We start from the raw sequence: 24,864 nt of genomic DNA on the forward strand, positions 1-24,864 counted from the left end.
AGATGATGTACAAGTGACATTAATCGACAAAGTACCATATCATTGCTTCAAAACTGAATATTATGCATTAGTTGCGGGTACTATTTCAGAAACGCATATTCGTATACCGTTTCCTGAACACCCACGCCTCAATATTCAATACGGCACAGTAACAAATATTGACCTCGAAGAAAAAGCTGTTCATCTTGATGGCGGCGAAGCGATCCAATATGATGATTTAATTATCGGACTTGGCTGTGAAGATAAATATCATAACGTTCCTGGAGCTAGAGAATATACACATAGTCTACAATCAATTGAACAAACACGTAAGACATATGAACAATTAAATAGTCTAGAACCAAATGCAACAGTAGCTGTCGTTGGTGCTGGCTTAAGTGGCGTTGAAGTAGCAAGTGAACTTCGTGAAAGCCGTTCTGATTTAAAAATCTATTTATTTGATCGAAAAGATAGAATTTTATTCCCATATCCAGAGAAATTAAGTAGATACGTAGAAGAATGGTTTGTAAAGCATAAAGTTAACATCATACGAAACTCTAACATTACAAAAGTAGAACCAAATATTGTGTACAACCACGATGAACCACTTGAATGTGATGCAATCGTTTGGACAGCTGGTATTCAAGCAAATGAAGTTGTTCGAAACCTTCCAGTTGAACAAGATGGTAGCGGACGGGTTGTCTTAACTAAATATCATAATATTCCAAATAACGATCATGTTTACGTTGTAGGAGATTGCGCAGCACTTCCACATGCACCATCTGCCCAACTTGCTGAAGGTCAAGGAGAACAAATTGTCCAAATATTATTAAAACGTTGGAATAATGAATCACTCCCGGATGAACTACCTGTAATTAAATTAAAAGGTGTTCTCGGTTCTCTTGGTAAGAAGCACGGTTTTGGTTTACTAGCAAACCAACCATTAATGGGACGTGTACCGAGATTATTAAAATCTGGTCTTCTTTGGATGTACAAATATCATAAAGGTTAATACCTTACAGGCTGTCTACTATGTAGGCAGCCTCTTTGCATCAGTTTTTAAAAATTATCAGACACATCTTTCTCAATATTTATAATGATTTATTTTTCATTTTTATATTAAAAAATATTGATAAACATTGTATGCTATTTGTAAGTTGTTTTATTACTTCCTTTAAGACCGAGTTCATTCGGTCTTATTTTTCATGTGATAAATACTTTTGTAGGAGGCATTACATTCCACTTATGAACTTATCGAAACTAAACAATCGAATAGAAGCGAAAAAGAAAGAGCTAATCTATCTCGTTGAACGATACGGATTCACTCATGATAAAGTGATTTCTTTCAGCCAAGAATTAGATTGTTTACTTAACTTATTAATAAAACTCAAGACGAAGAAAAAACGTTGTTCGTTATAACCATTTTCCCCTCTTTTTTTGATACGATATAACTAGAATCAGAAAGGAGCGATTTATGTTTATATTAAAAGACGTTATATATAAAGATATACTACACATTCCTTATTTACAGATTCGAAAAGAAAAGATTACTTGTATTATCGGTGAAAGCGGAAGCGGAAAAAGCACGTTGCTTCGCATGTTAAACGATTTACAATCCCCAACATCCGGTACAATTGAATATAACGGAAAATTAATTTCTGATTATCACCCTATTCAATTACGTCGTGACGTAGTTATGCTTGGGCAAACTCCACCTATTTTTGATGGAGCCGTTAAAGACAACCTATTAATGGGACTTCGTCTTTCTGAAAAACCATTTCCAAATGATGATGCCCTGCGGAGTGCATTACAAACCGTTAGCTTAGACAAGCAATTAGAAGATAGCACCTCCTCATTATCCGGCGGTGAAAAACAAAGACTTGCCTTTGCACGTATCGTACTTATGGATCCGCCTGTCTATTTATTAGATGAACCAACTTCAGCATTAGACAGTGATACAGAACGCCGCGTTATGAAACAATTTACTGATCTAGCACGAAAAAAGAAAAAAACAGTTATCTTCATCACACACTCACAACAACTTCCAGAAGAAATTGCAGACGATATTATTGAAATTAGCAAAACAAAGGGTGCAACTAGAAAGGAAGTGCTCTCAGTTGAAGGGCGTTATTGAACTCCAAATTTGGCAACTTGCAGCTGCCTATATTTTCATTCTTATTTTAATTGGACTTGTAAAATTAAAAGGAATACCTCGCGAAAAACAAATCGCGCTCGCAACATTCCGTATGACCATTCAGCTCGTACTTGTTGCATATGTCCTTACATACGTATTTGAAAACAGTAATCCATTTTATACAATCGCTCTCATCACTTCTATTACTACCTTTGCAATTTTTAATATTTATAAACGGGTTAACATCCCAATGTCTAAAGAATTAAAACGAGTAGCCGCCCTTTCCATGGTCGCCGGATCAATTGGGCCACTTCTACTATTTATCTTTGTTATTATCGGTCATGACCCTTGGTATGCTCCGCAATATATCGTCCCTATTACAGGAATGTTAGTTGGGAATGCCATGACTGGTGTTTCTCTTGGTGCAAATACGTTCTTAAACAATATGAAATCGCAAAGAGGTCAAATTGAAGGTGCACTTATGCTCGGAGCAACACCGAAAGAAGCTGCTGCTCCGCTCATTCGAGACGCTTTTGACTCTGCTATTTTACCAACAATTAATTCTATGGTCGGAATGGGAATTATAAGCTTACCAGGCATGATGACTGGTCAAATATTATCCGGTGTATCACCATTCACAGCCATTCAATATCAAATCGCCATCATACTCGGTATTTCTGGAAGTACTGCCTTTGCTGTCATTATCTTTTTACAGCTTGGATATAAAACGTTCTTTAATAAGCGATGTCAATTGAAAGAGGTTGACTATGATGCGAGGTAAATCGTGCGTAGTTCTCGGTGAGTGAATTTATATTAACGATTTTTTCAATATATCTATCATAACTTGCAATATATCAACGATTTTTCAAATATATCTATCATAACTCAGAATATATCAACGATTTTGTACGAAATATCGATTTACCGACAAAAAGTGACATAATAAAAAGAGGAGGCTATTCGCCTCCTCTTCTATTTACTTACGCCTTCTTAACGAACTGTGATTTTAACTTCATAGCTCCGAAACCGTCGATTTTGCAATCGATATCGTGATCGCCATCAACTAGACGGATACTCTTTACTTTCGTACCGATCTTCACAACTGAAGAAGTTCCTTTTACTTTTAAATCTTTAATAACAGTAACAGCATCGCCATCTTGAAGAACGTTTCCGTTCGCATCTTTTACAACTTTTGCACCATCATTATTTTCAGCTTCTGCTTCTTGGCCCCACTCATGAGCACATTCTGGACATACGAAAAGAACGCCATCCTCATACGTATATTCTGAATTACATTTTGGACAATTTGGTAAAGTAGCCATAAATCCATTTCCTCCGTTCATTATTTATACGTAAAAATCAAAAATGATGTTTACATCTCGATAAATAAAATTTGTATAGCATTTCTTTATAGTGCCATAGTCTCACGTTATTGACAACCCTACCTCAAATTCTCATTTTTTATTGTATTTTACAAAATTTCAATTTGTATGCCGTTTTTCTATTTGCTCTTCTACTAATTTTAAAAATCTTCGTTGTGCATTTTTATTTTTTACGAGCAATCGAACTCTTAGCTTACTTTGTAAATATGAGCGAACTTTGTAGTTCGTAATAAATAACTTTCAATACTTCTCGTCTTCATATATCATTAGAAACCATTCATACTGCTGCAAGTAACGTATGTTAACATCAATCTTTTTCGTGTGTAAACCCGTACTTAAACTAATAGATCCTATTAGAGCTTCTATTCATGCTGAAATCATTTCTCTCCCCCTGATAAACAAAAGAAGAACCTTCGCAAGATTCTTCTTTTCAAAATGAACGAGTTCCCTCTAGAACCCCCAATTATTTTCTTCAATGTAAATTTGATATTCTTCTAATTCTTCTTCACTTAACTTCTTATTATTTTCATATATCTCTTGCCACTCGAAATAATCTTCATCGAAATAAACAGCAAATTTAATTTTCACGTTTTTCTTCTCTGTATAATCATAACCAGTAAACTCTACTACGTCATAATCTTTTTCTTTCTTCACAAACTTCCAAGTTGGATTATCAGTCATAATCTCTAACGTAACCCCTTCACCACTTGAACGAACAACGTTTTTAATATTCGGTTCAGTTGGTAAAAAGGACAGCCCGAACGCAACTAACCCAAACACAATCCCGACTATAACTTGTAAACCAATCATACCAGCAATACTCACGCCACCCTTTGATTGTAAGAAATACGCCTTCTCATGATCAGACGCATCTTCTCCCTTACGAAAAACACGAACAGCATGCTTGTAATATAAACGGTTTCCTTGCCATCCAGTAAATATCATCATTCCTAATTGAAGAGCTAAATTAAATGTTACATAAATCCCATCTGGAATATCTATAAAAGGGGGTATAACTATACTAGGTATAGCCAATAACGCAAATATAATAAATAACTTATACATTTTTCGATAAGCTAACCAAAAAGTTGGGAAGAAAAAGGCTACCCAATTCCATGTATTCCCTTGCGCTGGATTTTCTACTTTACCCCACTTAAAGTCATAATAAGCTGTATTCTTTTGAACAACTTTATGTAATTCTTGTGGAGAAATCGTTTCTTGTAAAACAGTGTCCTTCACGTACATCATCCTTTTCTTATTTCTATATACATTTATTGTATATGCACAAAATGAAGGAATCTAACAAAAAGTACACATATTTCATAAAAATGAACGGAAATCGAATATATTCCGACAATTATCCGTTTCTTATTTCATTTTACTTTTAAATATATTAAAATAATCATGTATCATATCTTTAATACACTAAGTTAATTATTTTATATATTCACTAAAAAGGATGCATCAAAATCATTTTTATACATCTTTTTTAGTGAATATATACTACATTTCCTCCCTCTTAATCACATTGAAATACTATTTTATTTCTCGCACATTCCCCTTCACTTTCTCAATAATATCTTCTATACGCTCCGCTATACATTCCGGCTCCCATTCTCCCTCACCGTGCATAGCTGTATAAACTGGACAGTTCTCATCATTACTATCTACAAAAATCGGGTCTCCAAGATATGAATCTATCCCTATTACAATCCATCCTTCTTTCCAATCTCCTTCTTCATTCCCGACTAAGCTTTGTCCTTCTTCATCAAAACTATAACCAAGTTGCCCTTCTTCTATTTCTTCACTATTAAACAATTCTATCGTCATAGGTTCAGATTCATACTCTAGCTCAATTTCATTATCATCAGCACGATCTACATGTGCTAAAAGTTGTTTAATTTTATTATGGTTAATCAAGATATCTTCTCCATTCTATCTTTTAAAAATCTAATTTTATTCATAATGAGCTGCCGCAAGTAACATTTGAGCAATAAACTTCCATGAAATATTTTCTGGAAACTTCTCTCCTTGATTTATATAAACCGATTCACAAGAACCTAACCAACTATTTAATGCCTCTAAATAAGTCTCTACCTCTACATTCTCCCATTCATCTCTATTCACTTTAAAATCCTTTTGGAGGTATACAAGAAATTTTAATAAATCTTCTTTAGAATTTACGTGATCGAGGTATTCATACACATCCATACTCCGTCCCTCCCTCTATTGCATGTTATCTAAACTAACTATAATATATGACATAAGATTCTTAAAACTATTATTTGAGGTGATCGAATATGAAGAGTACAATTTGGGCAGACGATGACTATTTAAAACTAGCACCCATTAACGATGAACTAATCAAAAAAGCAGAAGAAGTACTGAACGTAAAGCTTCCAGAATCATATATAAACCTTCTAAAAGAACAAAATGGGGGAACTCTTCGTCTCGATGTTCACCCTACTTCAAAGCCAAATTCTTGGGCAGACAATCACGTTAATGTATCTGGTTTATATGGTATTTCTTTTGATGAAAATGAATCTAGTATTTTAGAGAGCCGCTATTTAATTCGAGAATGGGAAATGCCTGAGAATATCATACTTTTATCTGGTGATGGACATACATGGATTGCATTAGACTATCGAAATGTAGCTGAAAATCCTCCAGTTATATTTATCGATAATGAGTTTGAGGAAATTATTGAATTAGCACCTAACTTTGAAAGTTTCTTACAAAACTTAACTACGTATGAATATGACGAAGAATAAGCCTGGCTCTAAAAAGGAACAAGATTTTATTACAAATTTACACGCCACTTTAAAACCACTCGGCTTTAAGAAAAAAAGACATACATTTTTCAAAGCTGAAAACGGATTTTATAAGCTCATTAACATACAAAAAAGCCAGTTTGGAGATGACTTTTATATAAATATAGGAGTCCACCCTATCGGTCTCCCGCAGCTTATTACGAACCAATTACAAATAAAAGAAAACATTTCAATATTCGATTGCATTCTACAAACGAGAATAGAGCCTATACATATCAAACAGAACCAGCTATTGCATAATGTTTCACATGAAACTATCAACATTCCGAATTACCTTTCTACTATTTTCGACTGGTTTCAAACGTGGACATCTTATGAAAATTTAGTGGAAATAAATATACATTCCATTAATCCAGTACTAGCTGTCGTTCCAATATTAGAAGAAAAAGCGTTTCTACTTCTTACTTGTTTTTCTTTCTACAAATTAAAACAGTACGAACAAGCTAATCGCTACTTACAGCAATATTTACATTGCACCGTGCATCTGAATACCAAGGAAAAAGAGCCCCTATTCTTTCACGAAGTTGATATGTATATGAAAAAACTAGTAGAAAGCACAATGTAATTTCACATTGTGCTTTCTACTAGTGCTTTATATTCTTCTTGTAACTTTTTAAATTGTTCTTCATACTTTTGCATCTTTACCATATCCGTTTTCGAATTAAGGATTGGTCTTCTTCTCCCAATCACCATTATATTCTTTCCCTCTATTGCATCGTTCATATATACGTAAGGTCTGAAAAATTCACATTTCGTATATGGCAATGCTACAGATAATTTTGCATACTCTTCCACCTTAAATTGATTAGATAAACTTAACTCTCGTAAATTTTTCAATTGGATTAAAGGTTCTAACGAATCATCTTTAACCTTTAAGTTCATAAGAGTAAGTTTTTTTAAATTCTGTAATGCAGCGAGTGGTTGTAAAGTTTGTACTTTCATTGCTGTATTTATCCCACCGCCCATGTAAAAGGTATTGAGTTGCGGACACTTACTTAAAGCACTTAAATCTTCTAGCTTAGAAAAATCATCAATTAATAAGGATTTGAGTTTTTTATTATACGCGATATCCCATAACGTCTTCGCTTTTGTATTCCAGCACATATACAACTGTTGTAAATCTGATAACTTCTGAAGGCCACTTAAATCCTCTACCCGCATTTCGTAAACATATAATATATCGGGACGAGCATACGAAAGAATATGTTCAAACTGTTTTTGATTTACTGCGAAAATCCATAATTTCTTAACTTGTAAAGATGCTAGTCGTTCTATATTTTTTGTTTTCCCCTCAATCGCTAATTCTTCTAAATTAGCAGTAACATTTTCCAAGTCCTTTATAATCCTCGGCTGCTCACCAATCGGAAACATTTTATCCTCTCCTACAAAGCCCAAGTAATATTCATCTCTTCAAAAGAATCCTTACTAACTTCCAATCCTTCACTATCATCCGTTCCGATCATCGCCACTTCTTCTTTAGACAACATAATTTCCTCGTTTGGATTTTTAATTTTTCTCTCATACACGAGTTGTAAAAGCTCTATTTGCTCTTCTGTCAGCTCATATTCTTCTTCTAATCTTTCTATTGCTGATTGCAGGTCAAGTAGTGGGATTTCTAATAAAAATCCGCCATGCTCTTCCATCTCTTCAAATGAATCGATTGAATATGCACCGCTATCCTCAATCCAAAATGCTGTTGTAATGAAAGGTACAGTCTCACCTTCTACTTCTTCTAATATGTATTGAAGAGTTTCTTCTTTCGCAATATGTATCACTTCCGAAGGTGCTCCTTCAAAGTAATTTTCCGCATCAATCCACTCATCTATTCTCTCGCTATTCACATCTTGCAGACATACGATCGTGTAATTCGGATGAAACGTAATTGTCCCTTGTCCGCCTTGGCTATCTTGCATATTATAGTTAAATCCATCCCATGAACTTTCATGTGAGAAATCTGGACAATGCGCTACATTAATTGCATGGGCAATCGAATTTAAAACGCAGCCTTTCCATAATTGTTCTCTATCTATATGTAATTTATATTTACTCATCATCTTCCCCCATGCACATATTTTTTTCTATTATCTTTCCTCTACACAATACTTGTAAATACTTTTCTATCTACTACAAAATAAAAAAGACGCCTTTTTAAAAGGCGTCTTTTTATAGTTGAAAATTTACTAATAAATAAAACGAATTATTTAATAAATGAATCCCAATTGGAACGAGTAAATTCTTCGTTTTCTTATATGTGTATGCCAAACATATGCCCATACCAAAAATATATAAAATACTCCCTACTGTAAGGGGGTGCCCTAAAGTAAATATGAAAGCACTTATAGCAGCACTACTAAGTGTAGAGAAGCGCTGAGATAATTTCATAAAAAACATACCTCGAAATACAATTTCCTCCCAAATAGGCGCAAAAGTTGTGAGCACAACTACGTATAGAATGATTTCACTTGTAGTAGGTTCTATTACTATATTAGATTCATCCACACCAAGCCCATGTGGTAAAACTACATTTAATACCGCAAGATACATAAGCATTACAATCGTTGTTATTACTATCGTTACATAATGTTTAAGATTATTGAATTGTAATGATTTTATTAAATGTAAGCAGCAATTTCTTGCCGGTGCATACATTACGATAATCATACAAAACGTGAAAGGTGGAATAAGATGATCTACATACCATGGGTATAAGGAAGAATCATATAAAAGGTTCAAAAAACCAATTCCATGCATGACCCCAAAAATAATTAATAGAATGCTAATTACTTGGCGCATACTCATTTGTTCATTCTTTTCTTCATATGTAGCTAATTCCGTTTCCATTATATCCCCTCCAGTATAATTAAACCTTTTTAACCATTATATACCAAATAAAACGTAAAAAAAGACAATACCTCAACTGTATTGTCCATTTTCTTCCCTACCATTTCTCTCTACACATCTCAATTAAATGCAGTAAGTACCTCTTCGTCATATCTGCCCTTCTCCACCTTGAGAGCATTCGCTTTTCTTTTGGGTTCTGCCGTATTCTCGCTACTTCTTTTAATAAAAGCTCCCATTCTTCCGCTGAACGTTCTGACAAGTATTGCAAGCCTCTATCTTTTGAAACGATTGTTTTATGATCTAGTGTATATAAAATACGTCCCATCGTAACGACAGCTGATTCTACCCACTCTTCTATAAAAAATAAATATGGCTTCTTCGCCTTTTCACTCCAGTACTGTTCTACGTTGTATTTCATCGTATTTACTACATCATTCCATTGTATTTGCAGCGGAAGATCTTCTGCTTCTTTTCCTGTAACTGTAATGCCTTGATTTTTCAACGTCCACCATGTGACCGCATTAATGTCCCAATGACCAACATTAGCTTTACCATCTGCACAATACACGTACTCGTTCATTTCATCATTGTATTTCCCTAAGTCAGCAAGCGGAATATACATACCGTCCATTCTTTTACCTAGCATATTATCACTAAGTTTCTTATGTAGTTCCACAAGCTGCTGTTTTTCAGCTTCATTCACGGAATCATTTATCACTGTAACAAAATCAACATCGCTCGTTTCCTTATGAAATGCACCTAGTGCGATGGATCCGTAAATATATACCCCGACTATTTTTTCATCCAAAAAAATTTCTTTTAATTCTACTGTGTACCGCTCCATTAACTGCTCTACTTCCATTGGTAACGCATGCTTCACTCCATTTTTCATATCTATCCCTCCAATAAAAAAAGCCTTTGCAAATTCGCAAAGACTTCTTGTTTTATAAATATTTCTCGATTTCTTCGTAAACATCCTTCAAACGAGGATTTCCTTCTCCAACAATTTCTCCATTTACAAGAACGACCGGATAAAATAAATCTTCTTCCACTACGCGCTCTGCGAATGCTTTTTTATCCGCATCTTCTTGTTCTTCTTGGAAATCAATATACTCGAAATTAAATTTATTTTCTTGTCCTTCATATTTACGACCAATTGCCGCTTGTAACCATTCAAACGTTTCTGTTGAAGATGGCATTCCAACGCAGCTCGCACAAATTACTTTCGTCCCATACACTTGAACATTAACCATTTCTTCTCCCCCACTTCTTGTCCCAACAGTATATTCAGATGTCTTATTACATAAGCACATCATTTTACAAACTTATTCCATACCCCTATACTGAAAAAACACGATACAAAATTTCGACAATAAAACAAGAAGAGAAAAAATAGATTTTCCCCTCTATCTTGATTATAATAAAACTGATGAAAGGAGTCGATAAAAATGGAAAACCCACATATGCAAGAACAAGTATTAGAAGTATTAGATAAATTACGTCCATTCTTACTTCGCGATGGCGGAGACGTTGAATTAGTAGACATTGAAGAAGGTATCGTAAAACTACGCCTTATGGGTGCATGCGGAAGCTGCCCAAGTTCTACAATCACACTAAAAGCTGGTATCGAGCGCGCGTTACTTGAAGAAGTACCAGGCGTTATCGAAGTAGAACAAGTATTTTAATTAAAAGCGGAAGCGGCTCTTTCAGAACAGGAGGTCATTGGAGCTCCTGACGAAGAGGCGCTTTTTGCCTCACAGGAAGGCGCAAAATGGCCGACTGTTCTAGCCGCTGGAGCTGGATATTAATCTAAAAGCGGAAGCGGCTCGTTCAAAATGTGAGGGGGATGGAGCTTCTGACATAGAGGCGTTTTTGCCTCGGCGGAAGAAGCGAAGCCACCGAACATTTTAGCCGCTGGAGCTGGATATTATCTAGCGGCTTGTTCAAAGTCACTTGCTAAAAGGAGACCAAATTTGGTCTCCTTTTTTTATTCAAATCACATTTATCCGTTAACATCATAAAACAAAATTGGAAATCCCTCTCAAAAAATGCGATAATTAATACTATATAGTGAATCGTTCACACATATAAAGTAAAAAACATAGGGGGACGACAGATGCCAAAAATGGGGAACACTTTTTTAACAATTCAAGAACTAGAAAAGAAAAAAGAATATTTATTAGGCCTTTCATCCGTTATACCAACATGGAATACAAGCTATCAATTTTTATTTAAAGAAATTCAGCAAGAATTATTGGGTAAAGTAAATGAAAAACTCGAAGGGCATCAATTCGTTTTAAATATATGTGCAGATCAGCAGGTAGGGGCATAATGTATTACATAAAATTGTGGTATAAAAAAGAGACCTCCATCGGTCTCTTTTTTATACTTTTAAGATAGCCAATCTAATTTTCTAATCCCGAGCTTATCTACTGGTAAACGAAGTGAACCATAAAAATGCTTCATAAATTGCTCTGAGCGGTTCACATCGTGTAAAATGGCTTCTAAGCGATCTCTATATATGCTTTTTTGTTCTTCGTTTCCAGTTTGGTAATATCGTTCGACCGTTTCAAAATAATGAAGCGGGAACAGGAGCCTTGCAAATAATAAGCGCCAGCCAAATGAGGATAGCGAATAATTCCGTTCATAATCCGTAACAAATTGAACGATTGTTTGCTCCCAGTCTTTCTTTTTTTCTATCGTCATATGGCGGATCCATTCTGCAATATCTCGACTCGGGTGATCATACACCCAATCAAAAGGAAGTTTGAGACGCTTCGTTTGATGCCATAATAAAGGTGTGAATCGTTCTTGGCAAATTGTTGCTGCATCCGTTAGTTGCGGCGTATCATCCATTTCTGTATCGACAACATATTGAATGGCATTTTCTGCAACTCCTAAGTAATACGGGAAGGATTCAATAAACAATTGATCGAATACATCTGAAGGGTGGTTCATCACTTGTGATTGCCAAAACTTTTCTAATTGATCGAGCCTTTTTTCCCATAACGCTTTCCATTCACCAATTCGGCTTAATTGCTCAATTTCTTCTGGAAAGAATGCACCTCGTTTATGGAATATAGAAAGCTCACTTCCTAATGACATAGCATGTCGTTCTAACGTGCGCATACCTTTTAATAAGCAGTAATTTTGTTCTTCTATCTCACTTACATAGTAGCCGTGTATAGTCGGAACGAAAGTCGCTACAGTTATATCCCCTTGCTGGTTCATATAATCACTGAGCTTTTTCATCTCTACAAGTACTTCTTCCTCCATTTCTCCAATTGGAACAAGTACATAAATTTTGTTGCGAATCCAAAAGCTTTTATAGGGGCCAAGGGGGATTAATTCTTTAACATGCATGTGATAATGCTCATAAATATGCTGAATCATCGCAGTCGCCACCTATGGTTTTTCTTTATATATATGAGCTTGTGCTCGCCTTTCATTCCTATGCACATGATAAAGCAACGAAACGTATACAAATACTAAAAAGAAAAAAAGGTGATAAACATGAAAGAATCAAATCAACTACAAGAAAGAGCATTAAAACTATTACAAGAACGCGGTGTAACAATTGACGATATTGCTGAACTTGTTCATTTTCTTCAAAAAAAATATCATCCAAATTTAGAGATGTCAGAATGCCGTTACAATGTAGAACGTGTACTATCAAAACGTGAAGTACAAAACGCACTGATTACTGGTATCGAGCTTGATGTCCTTGCTGAAAAGGGAATGCTAAGTGAACCGTTACAAGATATTGTAAAACGTGACGAAGGCTTATACGGAATTGATGAAGTTATCGCACTTTCTATCGTGAATGTGTACGGCTCTATCGGTTTCACGAACTTTGGATATATTGATAAATTAAAACCTGGTATTTTAGAATACTTAAATGATAAATCAACTGGAAAGGTGCACACGTTCCTTGATGATATCGTTGGCGGAATCGCTGCCGCTGCTTCAAGCCGTTTAGCGCACCGAGCTGAGCACTCAGAATAATAGTGTTTTCTAGACCGTCAGGTTCATGCTGACGGTCTTTCATATTCCATCAGCATAAATTCTCTTCCGCGACTCAAAAAAATAGGCCCTTGCTTAAATCCGATATTTTTATATAACGTAATCGCTCTTGTATTAAATGTCGCTACGCTTAATCGAAACATTTTTGCATTAAACTCTTTCGTGGCAAACGCTATTCCAGCTTGGAAGAATTCTTTCCCCATTCCTTTCCCGGTTAACGCCGGCTTCATGCCAAGTCCGATATCAATCACATCTTCTCCACCATATAAATGAGCATCTCTTCCACCTGGTACTTGTGCATTTGCTCCAAAACAAAAATAACCGATGAAGTCTCCTTGATCATCACAACAGCCATAATACGTTCCATCTAATAGCTCTTCCATTACTTCTTTCTCGCCTGAAAAACTATATAAATTATATGGTTCCTCGTACGTCCAAGTATTTATCTCATTTGCTTCTTCCTCTGTTAATTTATGTATATCCACTTTCTCTTTCCCCCTATTATATTTCTATTAACAATATTCGATATTCATCTTATAATTCATCTTTCTCAATATATTTTTTTAATTTCTTGCTTCATTTTTATGGAAGATTTTTCTTATTATGTTACGATTAAACAGAATCATTATAAATAAGGTGGTGACAATTTGAATTACTTTTCTTATCTCTCCTCAGAAGAACGGCAAAATTTTTTCTATAAAGAACCTCTTAATTTTTCAAAAAATATAGGGAAAGAACAACTAGCTTACGCACTAGGTGCCACACTATATACTCCTGGCACGAAAGAAACGATTGCGGAAGATATAATTATAAGGAAACATGTGGATGCTATCTCAATTATTCTTTGTCTAGAGGACGCTATCAGCGATGAGGAAGTAAAACTTGCAGAGCAAAACATCGTCGTTCAAATACAGCAAATCGCTAACTTAGTCAGTGCCAACATACTAAATCAAGCAGACATCCCACTTCTTTTTATTAGAGTTCGACAGCCAAGTCAAATGAAGAAAATTGTTACTGAATTAGGTAGTGCTGTTCATTGTTTATGTGGTTTTGTCTTTCCAAAATTCACACCAATTAACGGAAAGACTTATATCGATCAGCTTGCATATATAAACGAGTTATACTCATTATCGCTATATGGCATGCCGATTTTAGAATCACCCGAAATTATGTATAAGGAAACACGGGCAGAATCATTATTACAAATAAAGGATTTACTAGATTCTTATCACGATTACATCTTAAATGTACGTATTGGTGCTACTGATTTTTCAAGTATATTTAGTATTCGGCGCAATAAATACACACCTATCTATCATATTACTGTTGTCCGTGATTGTATTTCAGACATTATTAACGTTTTCTCAAGGGCAACAAATGAATATATTATTTCAGGATGTGTATGGGAATATTTTTCTAATGATCATGAAGAAGGGCTTATTCAAGAGGTATCACTTGACCATGCAAATGGCTTAATCGGAAAGACAGTTATTCATCCATCTCATATTAAAGTTGTACAGGCAATGCACATTGTCACAATGGAAGATTATTTAGATGCGAGATTAATTTTACAAAATGCAGATACGTATAATGGAGTGCTAAAAAGCAGTTTTTCTAACAAGATGAATGAAGTAAAACCTCATTATGGCTGGGCTCGCAAAACCATTTTAAAATCTAATATTTACGGGGTGCTACATGAAAACAAACAATTCACCGATCTCCTTATTACAAACGCAAAGCAACACGTATAACGTTTTAAATAATATACAAGTTCATGTAGAAGTACGTGATAATCCATATAATTTAGCGCTAGACAATCTTTTTCAAATGGCTGCGAGAATAAATAAGAAACGTAGTTTTTTATTTGTGAGTACAATCCTTGGAAAGCATCTTCCTATTAAACCTGCAGTCTCTCTATCAAGTGGAGTTGCTCTCGCTGCAAGATATATGGAAATACTACATAATATTTCTCATCCATTTCAAAAAGAAATTTTAAATCTCATTTCATTAGAAATTAATGAAATCCCAGAGGAAGTATTTCGTTATCAATATCCTCTGCAAGAAGAAGTTTTGTTCATCGGATTTGCTGAAACAGCGACATCACTTGGTCATTCTATGTTTCAATGCTTTCAAAATGCAAAGTATGTACATACAACTAGGGAATCGATACCCCACCTAGAATCTGTCATTACATTTGAGGAAGAACATTCTCATGCAACATCACACCGTTGTTATGTAGATGAAAGCTTTTTTCAAAACAACAATCCAATTGTTCTCGTAGATGATGAGATGACAACAGGAAAAACAGCATTAAATATTATTAGATCTATTCAAAATAAATTCCCACGAGAAGAATATATAATTGCTTCTTTGTTAGACTGGCGTTCTCATACTAATAGAAAACAATTTAAACAATTAGAAGAAGAACTTCAAATTAAGGTTCATGTTATTTCTTTATTAGAAGGCAGTATTCATACAACTGGCCAACCATTAAATATTACAAAAACAGAGATTCAAATTGAAGAAACAAAACCTGATTTCAAAAAACATACCCTTACCTGCCCAAAATCACCCTATACATCAAATTATATAAAATATACTGGGCGATTTGGCATTTCAGCATATGAACAAAAGCACATTCATTCTTTCGCCCAAGAAGCAGGAAAAACTTTAAAAAGAGAAAGAATGGGAAAACGAACACTCTGTCTCGGAACGGGTGAATTTATGTATATCCCAATGAAAATTGCTGCTGAAATGGGTGAAAATATTTTATATCAATCTACAACGAGAAGCCCTATCCATCCTGTTTCAAATGATGTGAACTATGCCATTCATAATCATTTCTCATATCCAAGTCCTGAAGATTCTACTATTACAAATTACTTTTATAATATTTCACCTCATGATTACGATGAAGTATTTGTTTTTATTGAGCGTGATTTAGGAGAAGAAGCCCTGTTTCCTCTTCTACAGCAGTTACAAACAGTTATTCCTTTTATTCATATCGTCTCATTTTCAAATAGCATAGAAAAGGAAGGTTGATAATTATGGTAAAAGTAAATTCTCATATTAGTAGTTACAATCCAAATGATGCTATTTTTCTATTAAAAGATATTAGTGATTTAATGAAAGAAAGTTCCACGGAAACTAGAGAACAAGCAATTCAAGCTGGCACACATTATTCCGAAATGTTACCAATGGAATATAAACCCTCTAAAGCGTATATGGATTTATTCTTTTCTTCCCTGCAACAATACAAACACAAACTAGCCATCGCTGTTGGAGTTGTCGCCGAACAGATTATACAAACTAAAGGAACTAACCTTGTCCTCGTTTCATTAGCTCGTGCTGGTACACCTATTGGCATTCTTATCAAACGCTACATACGCTATCAATACAACCTTGATGTACCTCACTATTGTATTTCTATTGTTCGCGGACGCGGTATTGATGAAAATGCACTCCATTATATTTTGGAACATCACCCTAAAGAAACAATTCAATTCATTGATGGGTGGACTGGAAAAGGTGCAATAAAAAAAGAATTAGAATATGCAGTACACACATTTAACAAACGAAATAATACACACATTTCTCATTGTATGGCTGTACTTGCTGATCCCGGTTACTGTACTTCAATTTACGGTACACGTGAAGATTTTCTTATTCCTAGCGCTTGCTTAAATGCAACAGTCTCTGGACTAATTAGCCGCACTATACTAAATGACACCTATATCGGTCCAAATGATTTTCATGGTGTTAAATATTATAAAGAGCTAGAGCAAGAAGACTTATCAAATTTCTTCGTTGATGAGGTAACAGATTTATTCCCTTCTGTTCATTCTCATATAGATAATCAATTACGTTATATTACTTCAACTTACACTGATCCCTCTTGGCAAGGATTAAAAGATATACAGTCTATCCAAAATCACTTTGAAATTGACGATATTAACTTAATTAAACCAGGAATCGGTGAAACAACTCGCGTATTACTCCGGAGAATACCGTGGAAAATTTTAATACGTAAGCAAAACAATCCCGATTTAAAGCATATTTTACTTCTTGCTAAAGAAAAGAATGTCCCTATTGAAATCTATGAGAATATGGCTTATTCATGTTGCGGGCTCATTAAGCCTCTTAAGAGGGAAACGATATGATTTTCGCCAGTGATCTTGATCAGACGCTTATTTATTCCCGGAAATCGTTTCGTGCCCCTATAGAAGATGAATCAATTCAACTCATTGAAACTTTAGATGGGAAAGAAATTTCTTTCATATCACATAAAACCATTTCACTACTAAAAAAATTGCAACTGCACTCACATTTCATCCCAGTTACAACAAGAACTATTGAGCAGTTTCAGCGTATTTCTTTATTCCAAGACGAAATCATTCCCGAATACGCCATTACAAGTAACGGCGGTAATATTCTTCATAACGGTAAACAAGATGGTACTTGGAACAGGATAGTAAAAGAAAGACTATCGTTTGAATGTATAGAGGGAAACGACATACTAAAGGAATTTGGACAAATAGCTCATAAAGATTGGGTTATATCACAAAAAACAGCTGATGATCTATTCCATTATTGCATTATTAAACGGGAGAACATTCCTTATGATGAATTATCATCCTTCACTTCCTGGTTAGACAAACAAGGCTGGAATCATTCACTTCAAGATAGAAAGCTATACTTTGTACCAAAACCAATTAACAAATGGGACGCCGTGCAATATATAAAAGAAATTTTGCAAATAGATACGATTATTACAGCTGGGGATTCTTTACTTGATTTATGCATGCTTGAAAAGGCGAACCATGCCTTCGCACCACTTCATGGTGAGTTAGGGGCAATGTATGATAACTTACAACCTCATATTTTAAAAACAGACGCAATCGGCATATATGCCGCAGAAGAAATCGTAAATAAATCACTTCAAATTATTCACAGTTCATTACCTACCTCATGATCATAATATGCACAATTGCATACGCACCACAATTAAACAAATGGTACAATCTATTTGAATCGCTGTTGCTACACTTCTTGATTAAAGAAAAGGCGTTAACACGGAAATTAGCGTCTTATCAACCTCAAGCAATTGGCACATTTTGTCATCTTAAAAGACACTCCACGAGTGTCTTTTTTTCTATATCCAACAAGGACTTACTCATTTCAAAGTATAAATACATAAAATAATGTAAATCATTACACGCATGAATCACTTTCTAAAAGTTATAAAGTAGATTCAAAATAAAAAAGCACTCTTAACTAGAGTGCTTTTTACTTTCAAACAAGGAGGCTACATATATGGATAGTACTCTCGTATTTAACTTCGGCATTGGTATTGTCATTATTTTATTTGTCTTTTTTGTACTTTGTATGAGCGGGGTATAAAAAGGCGATTTTCGGGCGTCTTTTTATACATACATATGTATTACTTGACTTCTATAAAGGTAGTAACCATAATAGTTACAGATATACAAATAACTATTCACATATCCACAAATAGGAGGAAGAAAAATGAAACATGTAATCGTTTATGCACACCCGAATACAGAAAGCTTCAACCATGCGATTTTAGAAACGGTAAAAAGTGAATTAGAAGGAAAAGGTCACGAAGTACGCGTTCGCGATCTATACGAATTAAACTTTAATCCAGTATTAGGCGCTTCCGATTTCATCTCATTTTCTAAAGGAAATACACCAGAAGATATTAAAGAAGAACAAGAACATATCTCTTGGGCTGACAGCATTACATTTATTTATCCAGTTTGGTGGGCGGGACTTCCTGCTATTTTAAAAGGATACGTTGACCGTGTGTTTAGCCATGGATTTGCTTATGCTTACGGTGAAAACGGCATTGAAAAGTTATTAAGCGGTAAAAAAGGATTGTTATTATCTACAATGGGTAATACGAAAGAGGCATACACAGCAGGCGGCATGTTTGATGCAATGAAGAAAACAGCGGATGTTGGTATTTTTGAATTTACAGGCATTGAAACAATTGAGCATACATTCTATACAAGTGTTCCTTCTGTGGATAACAGTGTGCGTAAACAATATCTTGAAGAGGTTAAAGACGTTGTGAATCGTGCGTTCTAATAAAATTATATTAGTGATTTTCTAAATATATCAGCGCAACTCAGATTATATCAGCGATTTTCTAAATATATCGGCGCAACTCAGATTATATCGGCGATTTTTCAAATATATCGACTTACCGACAAAAATCGACACTAGTCACAACTGAATGTTAGCCCACACCAATCGGACTGCCCGCAAATATTAGAAAAAAAGCTGTTCCAAAGTTTGGAACAGCTTTCTTCATTACATCTTCTCAATCCACTCCGTCAAGTTATGCACAACTTGCGTTGGTTGTACTTCGTATTCTGTTAACTTCTCCACAGTTGTGACTCCAGTGTGGACAAGAAGGGTATGCATGCCAGCATTTATTCCTGCTAAAATGTCTGTATCGTAGTTATCCCCAACCATTAATGCTTCATTTTTTTCTATGCCAAGTACTTTTAAAGCTTGTTCCATAATGATTGATTCTGGTTTTCCGATAAAGATTGGATCCACACCTGTTGATACTGCTACAACTGATGTTAATGAGCCGTTACCTGGTAATAATCCGCGCTCAGTCGGGATGGCAATATCCCCATTTGTAGAAATAAACGTTGCGCCGTTACGCACAGCAAGACACGCTTTTGCTAACTTTTCATATGTGATGTCACGATCTAAACCAACAACAACGAAATCAGGATTTTCATCCACAAGTTCAAATCCTTTTTCCACAAGTGCATCGTGTAAGCCTTCTTCACCAATCATATATACAGTTGCGTCTTGTTTACGTTCATAAATGAAGTTCGCAGTCGCCATACTCGTTGTGAATACTTGCTCTGCTTTCGCTGGAATATCGAAACGAACAAGTTTTTCTGCCACTTGTTCTGGTTTACGCGTTGAGTTATTCGTAACGAATAAATAAGGAATGCCGCGCTCTCCTAATGCTTTTACGAAGTCGCTTGCCTCTTCAATTTGTTCTTCCCCGCGATACATCGTACCGTCTAAGTCAATTAAGTAACCTTTATACATCGATTATGTCTCTCCTTCTATGCTAACGTTCTCACCTTATCATACCACTCTTATATTACCCGCTTTTTCCAAAGAAAAAAACGCTTTACCTAAAAGCGCCCCATAACGTTCATTTTTTCTCTTTTACTTGGTAAGAACAACTACAATCGCCCTCACACATATTTGCTAACGTCTTTACATCTGCTCCTGCAAATAAACGCTTATACATCTCTTTTTCATCTTCACATACTTGCGGGAATCTCTCTGCAATTTCCTTTAACGGACAGTTTTGTTTTTCAATTACGAAAGAATTCTCTCCATCTCTCTTTATTTGAACCATATAACCGTTTTTCTCTTGCATAGCTGCTATCTCTTGCACTTTATATGCTAAATTCTTTTGATTACTCACTCTCTTTTGTAACTGTTCTTCCATTCGCTTCGTTCTCTCTTTTAAAACGTAACGAAGTATTTTTTCATCACCCATTCGAGCTAAATCTTCTAGCATATCAATCGCAAATTGCTTATACTCTTTCGGGAATGTATCTTCTCCCTTTTCACTTAATCCATACAAATAAGTTGGTCTTCCGACATGTTGCCTTACCATCTTAGAATAAATGAGTCCGTCTTTCTCAAGATTACTTAAATGTCTTCGGATCGCCATTTCTGTAATCTCTAAAACGTCAGCTAGTTCAGCTACCGTGTGCTCTCCCTTTACTTTCAACAATTGTACAATTTCGTCTTTCGTCGTACGTGCTTCCCCCATACTTCACCCTTCTCCCTTTTCTTTCTCACATACAATATAAGATCCCCAAAAGGCATTCTCTGGGGATCTTATAAGCATAATTATTCTGGTACAAATGCAGATACAGGTCCTAATTCCTTTTCTAAATAACTGCGAATATTTGCTGGGTATTTCTCTACCACTGCAATATGTTTTTGAATCGTCTTATATAATTCATCATGATTCATTTGAATATAGTCTTGCGTAAGCATTTTTCGAAGAAGGATAATTTCTTTCATCCCTTGTCCATCTTCTTCACTTATCACTCGCTCGTCCATTAAAATATCAATAATATCTTCATAGCTTCCTGGATCGCGCATAATAAATCCATCAATCATCGCATTCCCGGCATCTAATACACAATCAATAATAAGATGGGCTATGCGCTCTAATGCGTAAAATTCAAACTCGGTTTCATATATCTTTTTCTCTTGAAATGTACTTGTTGCTCGTTCTAAACATACTAGCATTTGTTCTATTTTCTTTCTGTCTACAAAATACATGAATGTCACCTACCTGGAAATTAAAGCATTTACATTTTAATTGTAACGCTTTCTTCTGAAAAAATCGACAATTTTTCGAATTCACCTTTTCTCCGTTATTTGTTATAGTTATATTTGTATGATTTTTGAAATTGGAGGAATGGAATCTTGGAACGTGAACTCGCACTAGAAATTGTCCGTGTAACAGAAGCAGCAGCCTTAGCATCCGCACAGTGGATGGGCCGCGGAAAGAAAAATGAAGCAGATGATGCAGCAACTACAGCAATGCGTGATATGTTCGATTCAGTAAACATGGCAGGTACAGTTGTAATTGGTGAAGGAGAACTTGATGAAGCACCGATGCTGTATATTGGTGAAGAACTAGGAACAGGTAACGGTCCAGAAGTAGACATCGCCGTTGACCCATTAGAAGGTACAAACATCGTTGCAAAAGGTCTTGCAAATGCAATGGCAGTTATTGCAATCGCAGACAAAGGGAACCTTCTTCATGCTCCTGATATGTACATGGAAAAAATCGCGGTTGGTCCAAAAGCAGCTGGTAAAATTAGCTTAGATGATCCAATTGAAAAAACAATTGAAATTGTAGCAGAAGCTAACAATAAAAAGATTCGCGATCTAACAGTTATCGTTCAAGAACGTGAACGTCATCAAGATATTATTGACCGTGTTCGTGCAAAAGGTGCACGCGTAAAATTATTTGGTGACGGTGATGTTGGTGCGTCAATCGCAACAGCACTACCTGGAACGGGTATCGACTTATTCGTAGGTATTGGCGGAGCTCCAGAAGGTGTTATTTCTGCAGCAGCATTAAAATGCCTTGAAGGTGAAATGCAAGCTCGTTTAGTTCCAATGAACGAAGAAGAAGAAGCTCGTTGTCGTGAAATGGGATTAGAAGATCCTCGTCAACTTCTTATGTTAGATGACTTAGTATCTGGGGATGATGCAATCTTCTCAGCAACTGGTGTATCTGCTGGTGAGTTATTAGACGGTGTTAAATTCCTTGGTGGAGATTTAGCTGAAACATATTCTATCGTAATGCGTTACAAAACAAGAACAGTACGATTCATTAAAACGCATCACCATTTAGATCATAAGCCACACTTAAACTTAGATATTTAATAAAGGAGCCATGTGTATGGAAGAACGTTTCTTTCTGTACGACGATACTGTCGCTACAAAAACGCGTTTCGTTAGCTTTATGGGAGAAAATGAGCGTCACGATTTAGCGCTTTTATACTCTGATCGTCATTACGGTAAAACAATTGTCCTTGATATGCAGCGCAATAAATTTGCAATCATCGGCGCTGACGATTTAAACGAACCAGGCTACTTAGAGCACGCATTTTCTATGACTGAAGAAATTGCAGAAGAACTACGCTCATTTTTATTTGAACTTATATAATTTATCTTAGGCACCAGCTGTTTTAGCTGGTGTTTTTTCATTGTAAGTATTTTTAATTTTCAAACTAATATGTTATAATTAAGAATAAATCTATTTGGATAGAAAGGACGTTATCTACGTATGCCAACATTTACTTTGTAATGGACCAGCAATTGGATAGCATTACTCTCAAAAAAGCACCACGCTTTTTCAAGGGAGTAGTCTGCCCATTCCCATTACAAAGGAACGTAACGCATCTGTAGTATGATGTTTACGGAGGTTCCTAAGGGAACCTCCTTTTATTTTTGTCTTTTTCTCATGTCTTCATACTACAAGACATCCAAATAGCTGTATTACGTTCCTTTGCCACTACTATAAGAGGTGAAGGAAAATGCAGAAAGTACAACTTTCTTGGAGTTTATATGAAAATGAACAAAACACAATCGAAAAGTATTGTAAAAATTGCAGACGCACTACCCTATTTACCGACACAAATATTCGTAGGCATAACGCCAATGGAAAAAACATATATCGCTTTGCCATTTATAAATGTCCGAAAGATCATACGTGGAATCAAAAACTTCGTATTTATAAATCATTTACTGATCATGTGGAAACAGTCGATATGCCTCAGCAAGATCAAACGGAAACAACTACTACCATTTCCATTACACAGCATAAAGAAAGTGGCGTAGCTGAAATTACAATTGTATTAGATATCGTTTTCGGTTCCCACCGAATGGATAAAGCCTTATCCACATATATTTCCGACTGGAGCCGTACACGCATTGTGGATAAAATTAAAAACGGAGATATTCAATTGAACGGACAACAAATGAAACCAAATACAATACTATCTGAAGGAGATTATATCTCGATTTGTTTATAATGCAAAAAATCCTCTTACAATCGTAAGAGGATTTTTTTATTTCTTCATTTTTCGTAATACGAAGTGTGCGCAACCGAAGTTACAGTACTCGTATAAATACTCCGTTAACGTACTAATTTTCGTATCATATGTCGCACGCTGGTTACTATCATCAAAGAATCCGCGCAGTCTAAGTTGCTCATATCCCCAGTCTCCAACGATATAATCATATTTATTTAAAATTTCTGCATAGCGCTCTTTAAATGCTTCTTCACTAAAACCGTCACGAAAGTTTTTAATTACTTCGTACTGCACATTATTAATGCTCACCGTAGCATGAATCTCTTGCTTTTGCTCCATCATTAACTTCCTCTCTAAGCATTCTTCTTTTTATCGTATCACAAAGCATAACAACCAACAATTTCAAATACAAAAAATTGCAAATTAGTACATGCTATGGAGAAGGAGGTGATACATCGTGAAAAAACAAATTTTACTTTCCCTTCTCACTATTTCCTTATTTGCAGGCTGCCAATCAGCGAACAAAGCTGAAATGGAACGTGAAGAAGGAAGCCGTGTTCTTGTTTCCAATAAAAACGACATGTATCATACGGAAAATACAAATACACGGCTCACAAGGGTCGGCTATTCATCTAAACAAAAGCATGAAGTATCTAACAAACAAGTAGGAGCCATTAACCGTGAGAAAGTTGCTGAAATGATTACAAGTATGACAGTCAAACTTCCTGACGTTACAAACGCCGCTACGCTCGTTACCGATGATGAAGTATTTGTTGTATACCGTGCAAACACAACGGATCCAAAACTCGTAGCAGATCAAGTATATAGAGCTGCTTTGTCCATCGTCCCTCGCTATTATAAAGGATATGTATCAACAGACCAAAAGTTGATTTCCCAAATTCAAGGTCTTCAATCTGGTGCATTAAATGATACAGAATATACGCAAAGCCTCGATATGCTAAAACGTGAAATGAGTAAAAATCCTCATTTGAACAATACGGGAGATCAGACTTTGAATGATATGATTAAAAAGTAAAACAGGT

At 35.4% G+C, this 24,864-nt stretch carries 33 protein-coding genes and 1 pseudogene; 18 read left to right on the forward strand and 16 right to left on the reverse strand.

Going from position 1 to position 24,864, the window contains the following annotated elements; genetic code table 11:
- From HMPREF2590_RS21345 to HMPREF2590_RS21360, 4 genes are all read left to right on the forward strand, one after another.
- The coding region (locus HMPREF2590_RS21345) for an NAD(P)/FAD-dependent oxidoreductase (RefSeq protein ID WP_070861536.1) at window positions 1-991 on the forward strand (991 nt) is incomplete at its 5' end.
- A 233-nt stretch (window positions 992-1,224) separates the two neighbouring features.
- Window positions 1,225-1,398: an aspartyl-phosphate phosphatase Spo0E family protein gene (locus tag HMPREF2590_RS30060; RefSeq protein ID WP_001054087.1), complete on the forward strand. Its 174-nt coding sequence runs from the start codon at window positions 1,225-1,227 to the stop codon at window positions 1,396-1,398.
- A gap of 55 nt (window positions 1,399-1,453) precedes the next feature.
- The gene (locus HMPREF2590_RS21355; RefSeq protein WP_000470268.1) at window positions 1,454-2,113 is read left to right on the forward strand and encodes an ABC transporter ATP-binding protein; all 660 of its coding nucleotides are present in this window, start codon (window positions 1,454-1,456) and stop codon (window positions 2,111-2,113) included.
- A complete protein-coding gene (locus HMPREF2590_RS21360; protein ID WP_000679260.1) occupies window positions 2,097-2,894 on the forward strand; it encodes an ABC transporter permease in 798 nt (265 codons plus the stop codon). Before HMPREF2590_RS21355 ends, HMPREF2590_RS21360 begins: the two co-directional genes overlap by 17 nt.
- 199 nt (window positions 2,895-3,093) lie before the next feature.
- Here HMPREF2590_RS21360 and phnA read toward each other — a convergent pair whose 3' ends face one another.
- From phnA to HMPREF2590_RS21380, 5 genes and pseudogenes are all read right to left on the reverse strand, one after another.
- Window positions 3,094-3,435, reverse strand: coding sequence for an alkylphosphonate utilization operon protein PhnA (gene phnA, locus HMPREF2590_RS21365; protein ID WP_000212737.1), 342 nt, complete (start codon window positions 3,433-3,435; stop codon window positions 3,094-3,096).
- A 159-nt stretch (window positions 3,436-3,594) separates the two neighbouring features.
- Window positions 3,595-3,861 (reverse strand): annotated as a pseudogene (locus HMPREF2590_RS30910) (hypothetical protein).
- An 84-nt stretch (window positions 3,862-3,945) separates the two neighbouring features.
- Window positions 3,946-4,743, reverse strand: coding sequence for a DUF2628 domain-containing protein (locus tag HMPREF2590_RS21370; protein ID WP_141520231.1), 798 nt, complete (start codon window positions 4,741-4,743; stop codon window positions 3,946-3,948).
- Window positions 4,744-5,031: 288 nt separating this feature from the next.
- Window positions 5,032-5,415 carry a hypothetical protein gene (locus HMPREF2590_RS21375; protein ID WP_000607080.1) on the reverse strand — a complete coding sequence of 128 codons (384 nt, stop codon included), beginning with the start codon at window positions 5,413-5,415 and terminating at the stop codon, window positions 5,032-5,034.
- A 36-nt stretch (window positions 5,416-5,451) separates the two neighbouring features.
- Window positions 5,452-5,706, reverse strand: a complete 255-nt coding sequence (locus HMPREF2590_RS21380; RefSeq protein WP_000383681.1) for a DUF7660 family protein — start codon at window positions 5,704-5,706, stop codon at window positions 5,452-5,454.
- A gap of 89 nt (window positions 5,707-5,795) precedes the next feature.
- On the opposite strand from HMPREF2590_RS21380, the gene HMPREF2590_RS21385 reads away from it, so the two are divergent.
- Together HMPREF2590_RS21385 and HMPREF2590_RS21390 are read left to right on the forward strand one after the other, a co-directional pair.
- Complete coding sequence (locus HMPREF2590_RS21385; protein WP_000843110.1) at window positions 5,796-6,266, forward strand: SMI1/KNR4 family protein; 471 nt, start codon at window positions 5,796-5,798, stop codon at window positions 6,264-6,266.
- Complete coding sequence (locus HMPREF2590_RS21390; RefSeq protein ID WP_000164716.1) at window positions 6,253-6,891, forward strand: DUF4304 domain-containing protein; 639 nt, start codon at window positions 6,253-6,255, stop codon at window positions 6,889-6,891. The genes HMPREF2590_RS21385 and HMPREF2590_RS21390 overlap by 14 nt, the downstream gene beginning before the upstream one ends.
- A gap of 2 nt (window positions 6,892-6,893) precedes the next feature.
- Here the strand turns inward: HMPREF2590_RS21390 and HMPREF2590_RS21395 are convergent, their stop codons facing one another.
- The 5 genes from HMPREF2590_RS21395 to HMPREF2590_RS21415 form a co-directional block, all read right to left on the reverse strand.
- A complete protein-coding gene (locus HMPREF2590_RS21395; RefSeq protein WP_000483952.1) occupies window positions 6,894-7,697 on the reverse strand; it encodes a leucine-rich repeat domain-containing protein in 804 nt (267 codons plus the stop codon).
- An 11-nt stretch (window positions 7,698-7,708) separates the two neighbouring features.
- On the reverse strand, window positions 7,709-8,377 hold the full coding sequence (locus HMPREF2590_RS21400) for a hypothetical protein (RefSeq protein WP_000049702.1): 669 nt from the start codon (window positions 8,375-8,377) through the stop codon (window positions 7,709-7,711).
- Window positions 8,378-8,489: 112 nt separating this feature from the next.
- Window positions 8,490-9,167: a CPBP family intramembrane glutamic endopeptidase gene (locus tag HMPREF2590_RS21405; RefSeq protein ID WP_000447119.1), complete on the reverse strand. Its 678-nt coding sequence runs from the start codon at window positions 9,165-9,167 to the stop codon at window positions 8,490-8,492.
- Between the two features lie 97 nt (window positions 9,168-9,264).
- Complete coding sequence (locus tag HMPREF2590_RS21410) at window positions 9,265-10,059, reverse strand: nucleotidyltransferase domain-containing protein (protein WP_002097975.1); 795 nt, start codon at window positions 10,057-10,059, stop codon at window positions 9,265-9,267.
- A gap of 52 nt (window positions 10,060-10,111) precedes the next feature.
- The gene (locus HMPREF2590_RS21415) at window positions 10,112-10,420 is read right to left on the reverse strand and encodes a YuzD family protein (RefSeq protein ID WP_000248588.1); all 309 of its coding nucleotides are present in this window, start codon (window positions 10,418-10,420) and stop codon (window positions 10,112-10,114) included.
- 195 nt (window positions 10,421-10,615) lie between these two features.
- On the opposite strand from HMPREF2590_RS21415, the gene HMPREF2590_RS21420 reads away from it, so the two are divergent.
- Both HMPREF2590_RS21420 and HMPREF2590_RS21425 read left to right on the forward strand, forming a co-directional pair.
- Window positions 10,616-10,852 (forward strand): NifU family protein, encoded by a 237-nt coding sequence (locus HMPREF2590_RS21420; protein ID WP_000431159.1) that lies wholly within the window; start codon window positions 10,616-10,618, stop codon window positions 10,850-10,852.
- Window positions 10,853-11,283: 431 nt separating this feature from the next.
- A complete protein-coding gene (locus HMPREF2590_RS21425; protein WP_016118827.1) occupies window positions 11,284-11,499 on the forward strand; it encodes a hypothetical protein in 216 nt (71 codons plus the stop codon).
- A gap of 59 nt (window positions 11,500-11,558) precedes the next feature.
- Here the strand turns inward: HMPREF2590_RS21425 and yutH are convergent, their stop codons facing one another.
- Window positions 11,559-12,560 carry a spore coat putative kinase YutH gene (yutH, locus tag HMPREF2590_RS21430; protein WP_000614218.1) on the reverse strand — a complete coding sequence of 334 codons (1,002 nt, stop codon included), beginning with the start codon at window positions 12,558-12,560 and terminating at the stop codon, window positions 11,559-11,561.
- A 120-nt stretch (window positions 12,561-12,680) separates the two neighbouring features.
- Here yutH and HMPREF2590_RS21435 point away from each other — a divergent pair, with 120 nt between their 5' ends.
- Complete coding sequence (locus HMPREF2590_RS21435; protein ID WP_000665094.1) at window positions 12,681-13,172, forward strand: phosphatidylglycerophosphatase A family protein; 492 nt, start codon at window positions 12,681-12,683, stop codon at window positions 13,170-13,172.
- 23 nt (window positions 13,173-13,195) lie between these two features.
- Here the strand turns inward: HMPREF2590_RS21435 and HMPREF2590_RS21440 are convergent, their stop codons facing one another.
- The gene (locus HMPREF2590_RS21440; protein WP_000351145.1) at window positions 13,196-13,675 is read right to left on the reverse strand and encodes a GNAT family N-acetyltransferase; all 480 of its coding nucleotides are present in this window, start codon (window positions 13,673-13,675) and stop codon (window positions 13,196-13,198) included.
- A gap of 162 nt (window positions 13,676-13,837) precedes the next feature.
- On the opposite strand from HMPREF2590_RS21440, the gene HMPREF2590_RS21445 reads away from it, so the two are divergent.
- From HMPREF2590_RS21445 to HMPREF2590_RS21465, 5 genes are all read left to right on the forward strand, one after another.
- A complete protein-coding gene (locus HMPREF2590_RS21445) occupies window positions 13,838-14,941 on the forward strand; it encodes an HpcH/HpaI aldolase/citrate lyase family protein (RefSeq protein ID WP_001106077.1) in 1,104 nt (367 codons plus the stop codon).
- On the forward strand, window positions 14,886-16,232 hold the full coding sequence (locus HMPREF2590_RS21450; protein WP_070861524.1) for a phosphoribosyltransferase family protein: 1,347 nt from the start codon (window positions 14,886-14,888) through the stop codon (window positions 16,230-16,232). Before HMPREF2590_RS21445 ends, HMPREF2590_RS21450 begins: the two co-directional genes overlap by 56 nt.
- Before the next feature lie 5 nt (window positions 16,233-16,237).
- The gene (locus HMPREF2590_RS21455; RefSeq protein ID WP_050822161.1) at window positions 16,238-17,350 is read left to right on the forward strand and encodes a cysteine protease StiP family protein; all 1,113 of its coding nucleotides are present in this window, start codon (window positions 16,238-16,240) and stop codon (window positions 17,348-17,350) included.
- A complete protein-coding gene (locus tag HMPREF2590_RS21460) occupies window positions 17,347-18,162 on the forward strand; it encodes an HAD family hydrolase (RefSeq protein ID WP_050822162.1) in 816 nt (271 codons plus the stop codon). The genes HMPREF2590_RS21455 and HMPREF2590_RS21460 overlap by 4 nt, the downstream gene beginning before the upstream one ends.
- A 554-nt stretch (window positions 18,163-18,716) precedes the next feature.
- Entirely contained in the window at window positions 18,717-19,298 is a 582-nt protein-coding gene (locus tag HMPREF2590_RS21465; protein ID WP_000683437.1) for an NAD(P)H-dependent oxidoreductase, read from the forward strand.
- 225 nt (window positions 19,299-19,523) lie between these two features.
- Here the strand turns inward: HMPREF2590_RS21465 and HMPREF2590_RS21470 are convergent, their stop codons facing one another.
- From HMPREF2590_RS21470 to HMPREF2590_RS21480, 3 genes are all read right to left on the reverse strand, one after another.
- Window positions 19,524-20,288: a TIGR01457 family HAD-type hydrolase gene (locus tag HMPREF2590_RS21470; RefSeq protein WP_000276467.1), complete on the reverse strand. Its 765-nt coding sequence runs from the start codon at window positions 20,286-20,288 to the stop codon at window positions 19,524-19,526.
- Between the two features lie 109 nt (window positions 20,289-20,397).
- Window positions 20,398-21,030, reverse strand: a complete 633-nt coding sequence (locus HMPREF2590_RS21475) for a helix-turn-helix transcriptional regulator (protein ID WP_000503346.1) — start codon at window positions 21,028-21,030, stop codon at window positions 20,398-20,400.
- 80 nt (window positions 21,031-21,110) lie between these two features.
- Window positions 21,111-21,551, reverse strand: coding sequence for a DUF86 domain-containing protein (locus HMPREF2590_RS21480; RefSeq protein WP_000273999.1), 441 nt, complete (start codon window positions 21,549-21,551; stop codon window positions 21,111-21,113).
- Window positions 21,552-21,698: 147 nt separating this feature from the next.
- Here HMPREF2590_RS21480 and glpX point away from each other — a divergent pair, with 147 nt between their 5' ends.
- The 3 genes from glpX to HMPREF2590_RS21500 all read left to right on the forward strand — a co-directional run bounded on the left by glpX (window position 21,699) and on the right by HMPREF2590_RS21500 (window position 23,821).
- A complete protein-coding gene (gene glpX / locus HMPREF2590_RS21485; protein WP_000439090.1) occupies window positions 21,699-22,670 on the forward strand; it encodes a class II fructose-bisphosphatase in 972 nt (323 codons plus the stop codon).
- Between the two features lie 16 nt (window positions 22,671-22,686).
- A complete protein-coding gene (locus tag HMPREF2590_RS21490) occupies window positions 22,687-22,953 on the forward strand; it encodes a DUF3055 domain-containing protein (RefSeq protein ID WP_000392606.1) in 267 nt (88 codons plus the stop codon).
- A gap of 370 nt (window positions 22,954-23,323) precedes the next feature.
- Window positions 23,324-23,821 carry a hypothetical protein gene (locus tag HMPREF2590_RS21500; protein WP_001174572.1) on the forward strand — a complete coding sequence of 166 codons (498 nt, stop codon included), beginning with the start codon at window positions 23,324-23,326 and terminating at the stop codon, window positions 23,819-23,821.
- A gap of 36 nt (window positions 23,822-23,857) precedes the next feature.
- Here the strand turns inward: HMPREF2590_RS21500 and HMPREF2590_RS21505 are convergent, their stop codons facing one another.
- Window positions 23,858-24,160, reverse strand: coding sequence for a YutD family protein (locus tag HMPREF2590_RS21505; protein WP_000435942.1), 303 nt, complete (start codon window positions 24,158-24,160; stop codon window positions 23,858-23,860).
- A gap of 118 nt (window positions 24,161-24,278) precedes the next feature.
- Between HMPREF2590_RS21505 and HMPREF2590_RS21510 the strand changes: the two genes are divergently transcribed.
- A complete protein-coding gene (locus HMPREF2590_RS21510) occupies window positions 24,279-24,857 on the forward strand; it encodes a YhcN/YlaJ family sporulation lipoprotein (protein ID WP_000744129.1) in 579 nt (192 codons plus the stop codon).
- Window positions 24,858-24,864: the final 7 nt, after the last annotated feature.

Source organism: Bacillus sp. HMSC036E02, from assembly GCF_001836235.1.
In the GTDB taxonomy this organism is placed as follows: Bacteria; Bacillota; Bacilli; order Bacillales; family Bacillaceae_G; genus Bacillus_A; species Bacillus_A cereus.

Coding starts and splice junctions, on each gene's coding strand:
- HMPREF2590_RS30060 (WP_001054087.1), top strand. CDS start 1,225: ATGAACTTATCGAAACTAAACAATCGAATAGAAGCGAAAAAGAAAGAG.
- HMPREF2590_RS21355 (WP_000470268.1), top strand. CDS start 1,454: ATGTTTATATTAAAAGACGTTATATATAAAGATATACTACACATTCCT.
- phnA (WP_000212737.1), bottom strand. CDS start 3,435: ATGGCTACTTTACCAAATTGTCCAAAATGTAATTCAGAATATACGTAT.
- HMPREF2590_RS21370 (WP_141520231.1), bottom strand. CDS start 4,743: ATGATGTACGTGAAGGACACTGTTTTACAAGAAACGATTTCTCCACAA.
- HMPREF2590_RS21380 (WP_000383681.1), bottom strand. CDS start 5,706: ATGGATGTGTATGAATACCTCGATCACGTAAATTCTAAAGAAGATTTA.
- HMPREF2590_RS21385 (WP_000843110.1), top strand. CDS start 5,796: ATGAAGAGTACAATTTGGGCAGACGATGACTATTTAAAACTAGCACCC.
- HMPREF2590_RS21390 (WP_000164716.1), top strand. CDS start 6,253: ATGACGAAGAATAAGCCTGGCTCTAAAAAGGAACAAGATTTTATTACA.
- HMPREF2590_RS21395 (WP_000483952.1), bottom strand. CDS start 7,697: ATGTTTCCGATTGGTGAGCAGCCGAGGATTATAAAGGACTTGGAAAAT.
- HMPREF2590_RS21400 (WP_000049702.1), bottom strand. CDS start 8,377: ATGAGTAAATATAAATTACATATAGATAGAGAACAATTATGGAAAGGC.
- HMPREF2590_RS21405 (WP_000447119.1), bottom strand. CDS start 9,167: ATGGAAACGGAATTAGCTACATATGAAGAAAAGAATGAACAAATGAGT.
- HMPREF2590_RS21410 (WP_002097975.1), bottom strand. CDS start 10,059: ATGAAAAATGGAGTGAAGCATGCGTTACCAATGGAAGTAGAGCAGTTA.
- HMPREF2590_RS21415 (WP_000248588.1), bottom strand. CDS start 10,420: ATGGTTAATGTTCAAGTGTATGGGACGAAAGTAATTTGTGCGAGCTGC.
- HMPREF2590_RS21420 (WP_000431159.1), top strand. CDS start 10,616: ATGGAAAACCCACATATGCAAGAACAAGTATTAGAAGTATTAGATAAA.
- HMPREF2590_RS21425 (WP_016118827.1), top strand. CDS start 11,284: ATGCCAAAAATGGGGAACACTTTTTTAACAATTCAAGAACTAGAAAAG.
- yutH (WP_000614218.1), bottom strand. CDS start 12,560: ATGATTCAGCATATTTATGAGCATTATCACATGCATGTTAAAGAATTA.
- HMPREF2590_RS21435 (WP_000665094.1), top strand. CDS start 12,681: ATGAAAGAATCAAATCAACTACAAGAAAGAGCATTAAAACTATTACAA.
- HMPREF2590_RS21450 (WP_070861524.1), top strand. CDS start 14,886: ATGAAAACAAACAATTCACCGATCTCCTTATTACAAACGCAAAGCAAC.
- HMPREF2590_RS21455 (WP_050822161.1), top strand. CDS start 16,238: ATGGTAAAAGTAAATTCTCATATTAGTAGTTACAATCCAAATGATGCT.
- HMPREF2590_RS21460 (WP_050822162.1), top strand. CDS start 17,347: ATGATTTTCGCCAGTGATCTTGATCAGACGCTTATTTATTCCCGGAAA.
- HMPREF2590_RS21465 (WP_000683437.1), top strand. CDS start 18,717: ATGAAACATGTAATCGTTTATGCACACCCGAATACAGAAAGCTTCAAC.
- HMPREF2590_RS21470 (WP_000276467.1), bottom strand. CDS start 20,288: ATGTATAAAGGTTACTTAATTGACTTAGACGGTACGATGTATCGCGGG.
- HMPREF2590_RS21475 (WP_000503346.1), bottom strand. CDS start 21,030: ATGGGGGAAGCACGTACGACGAAAGACGAAATTGTACAATTGTTGAAA.
- HMPREF2590_RS21480 (WP_000273999.1), bottom strand. CDS start 21,551: ATGTATTTTGTAGACAGAAAGAAAATAGAACAAATGCTAGTATGTTTA.
- HMPREF2590_RS21490 (WP_000392606.1), top strand. CDS start 22,687: ATGGAAGAACGTTTCTTTCTGTACGACGATACTGTCGCTACAAAAACG.
- HMPREF2590_RS21500 (WP_001174572.1), top strand. CDS start 23,324: ATGCAGAAAGTACAACTTTCTTGGAGTTTATATGAAAATGAACAAAAC.
- HMPREF2590_RS21505 (WP_000435942.1), bottom strand. CDS start 24,160: ATGGAGCAAAAGCAAGAGATTCATGCTACGGTGAGCATTAATAATGTG.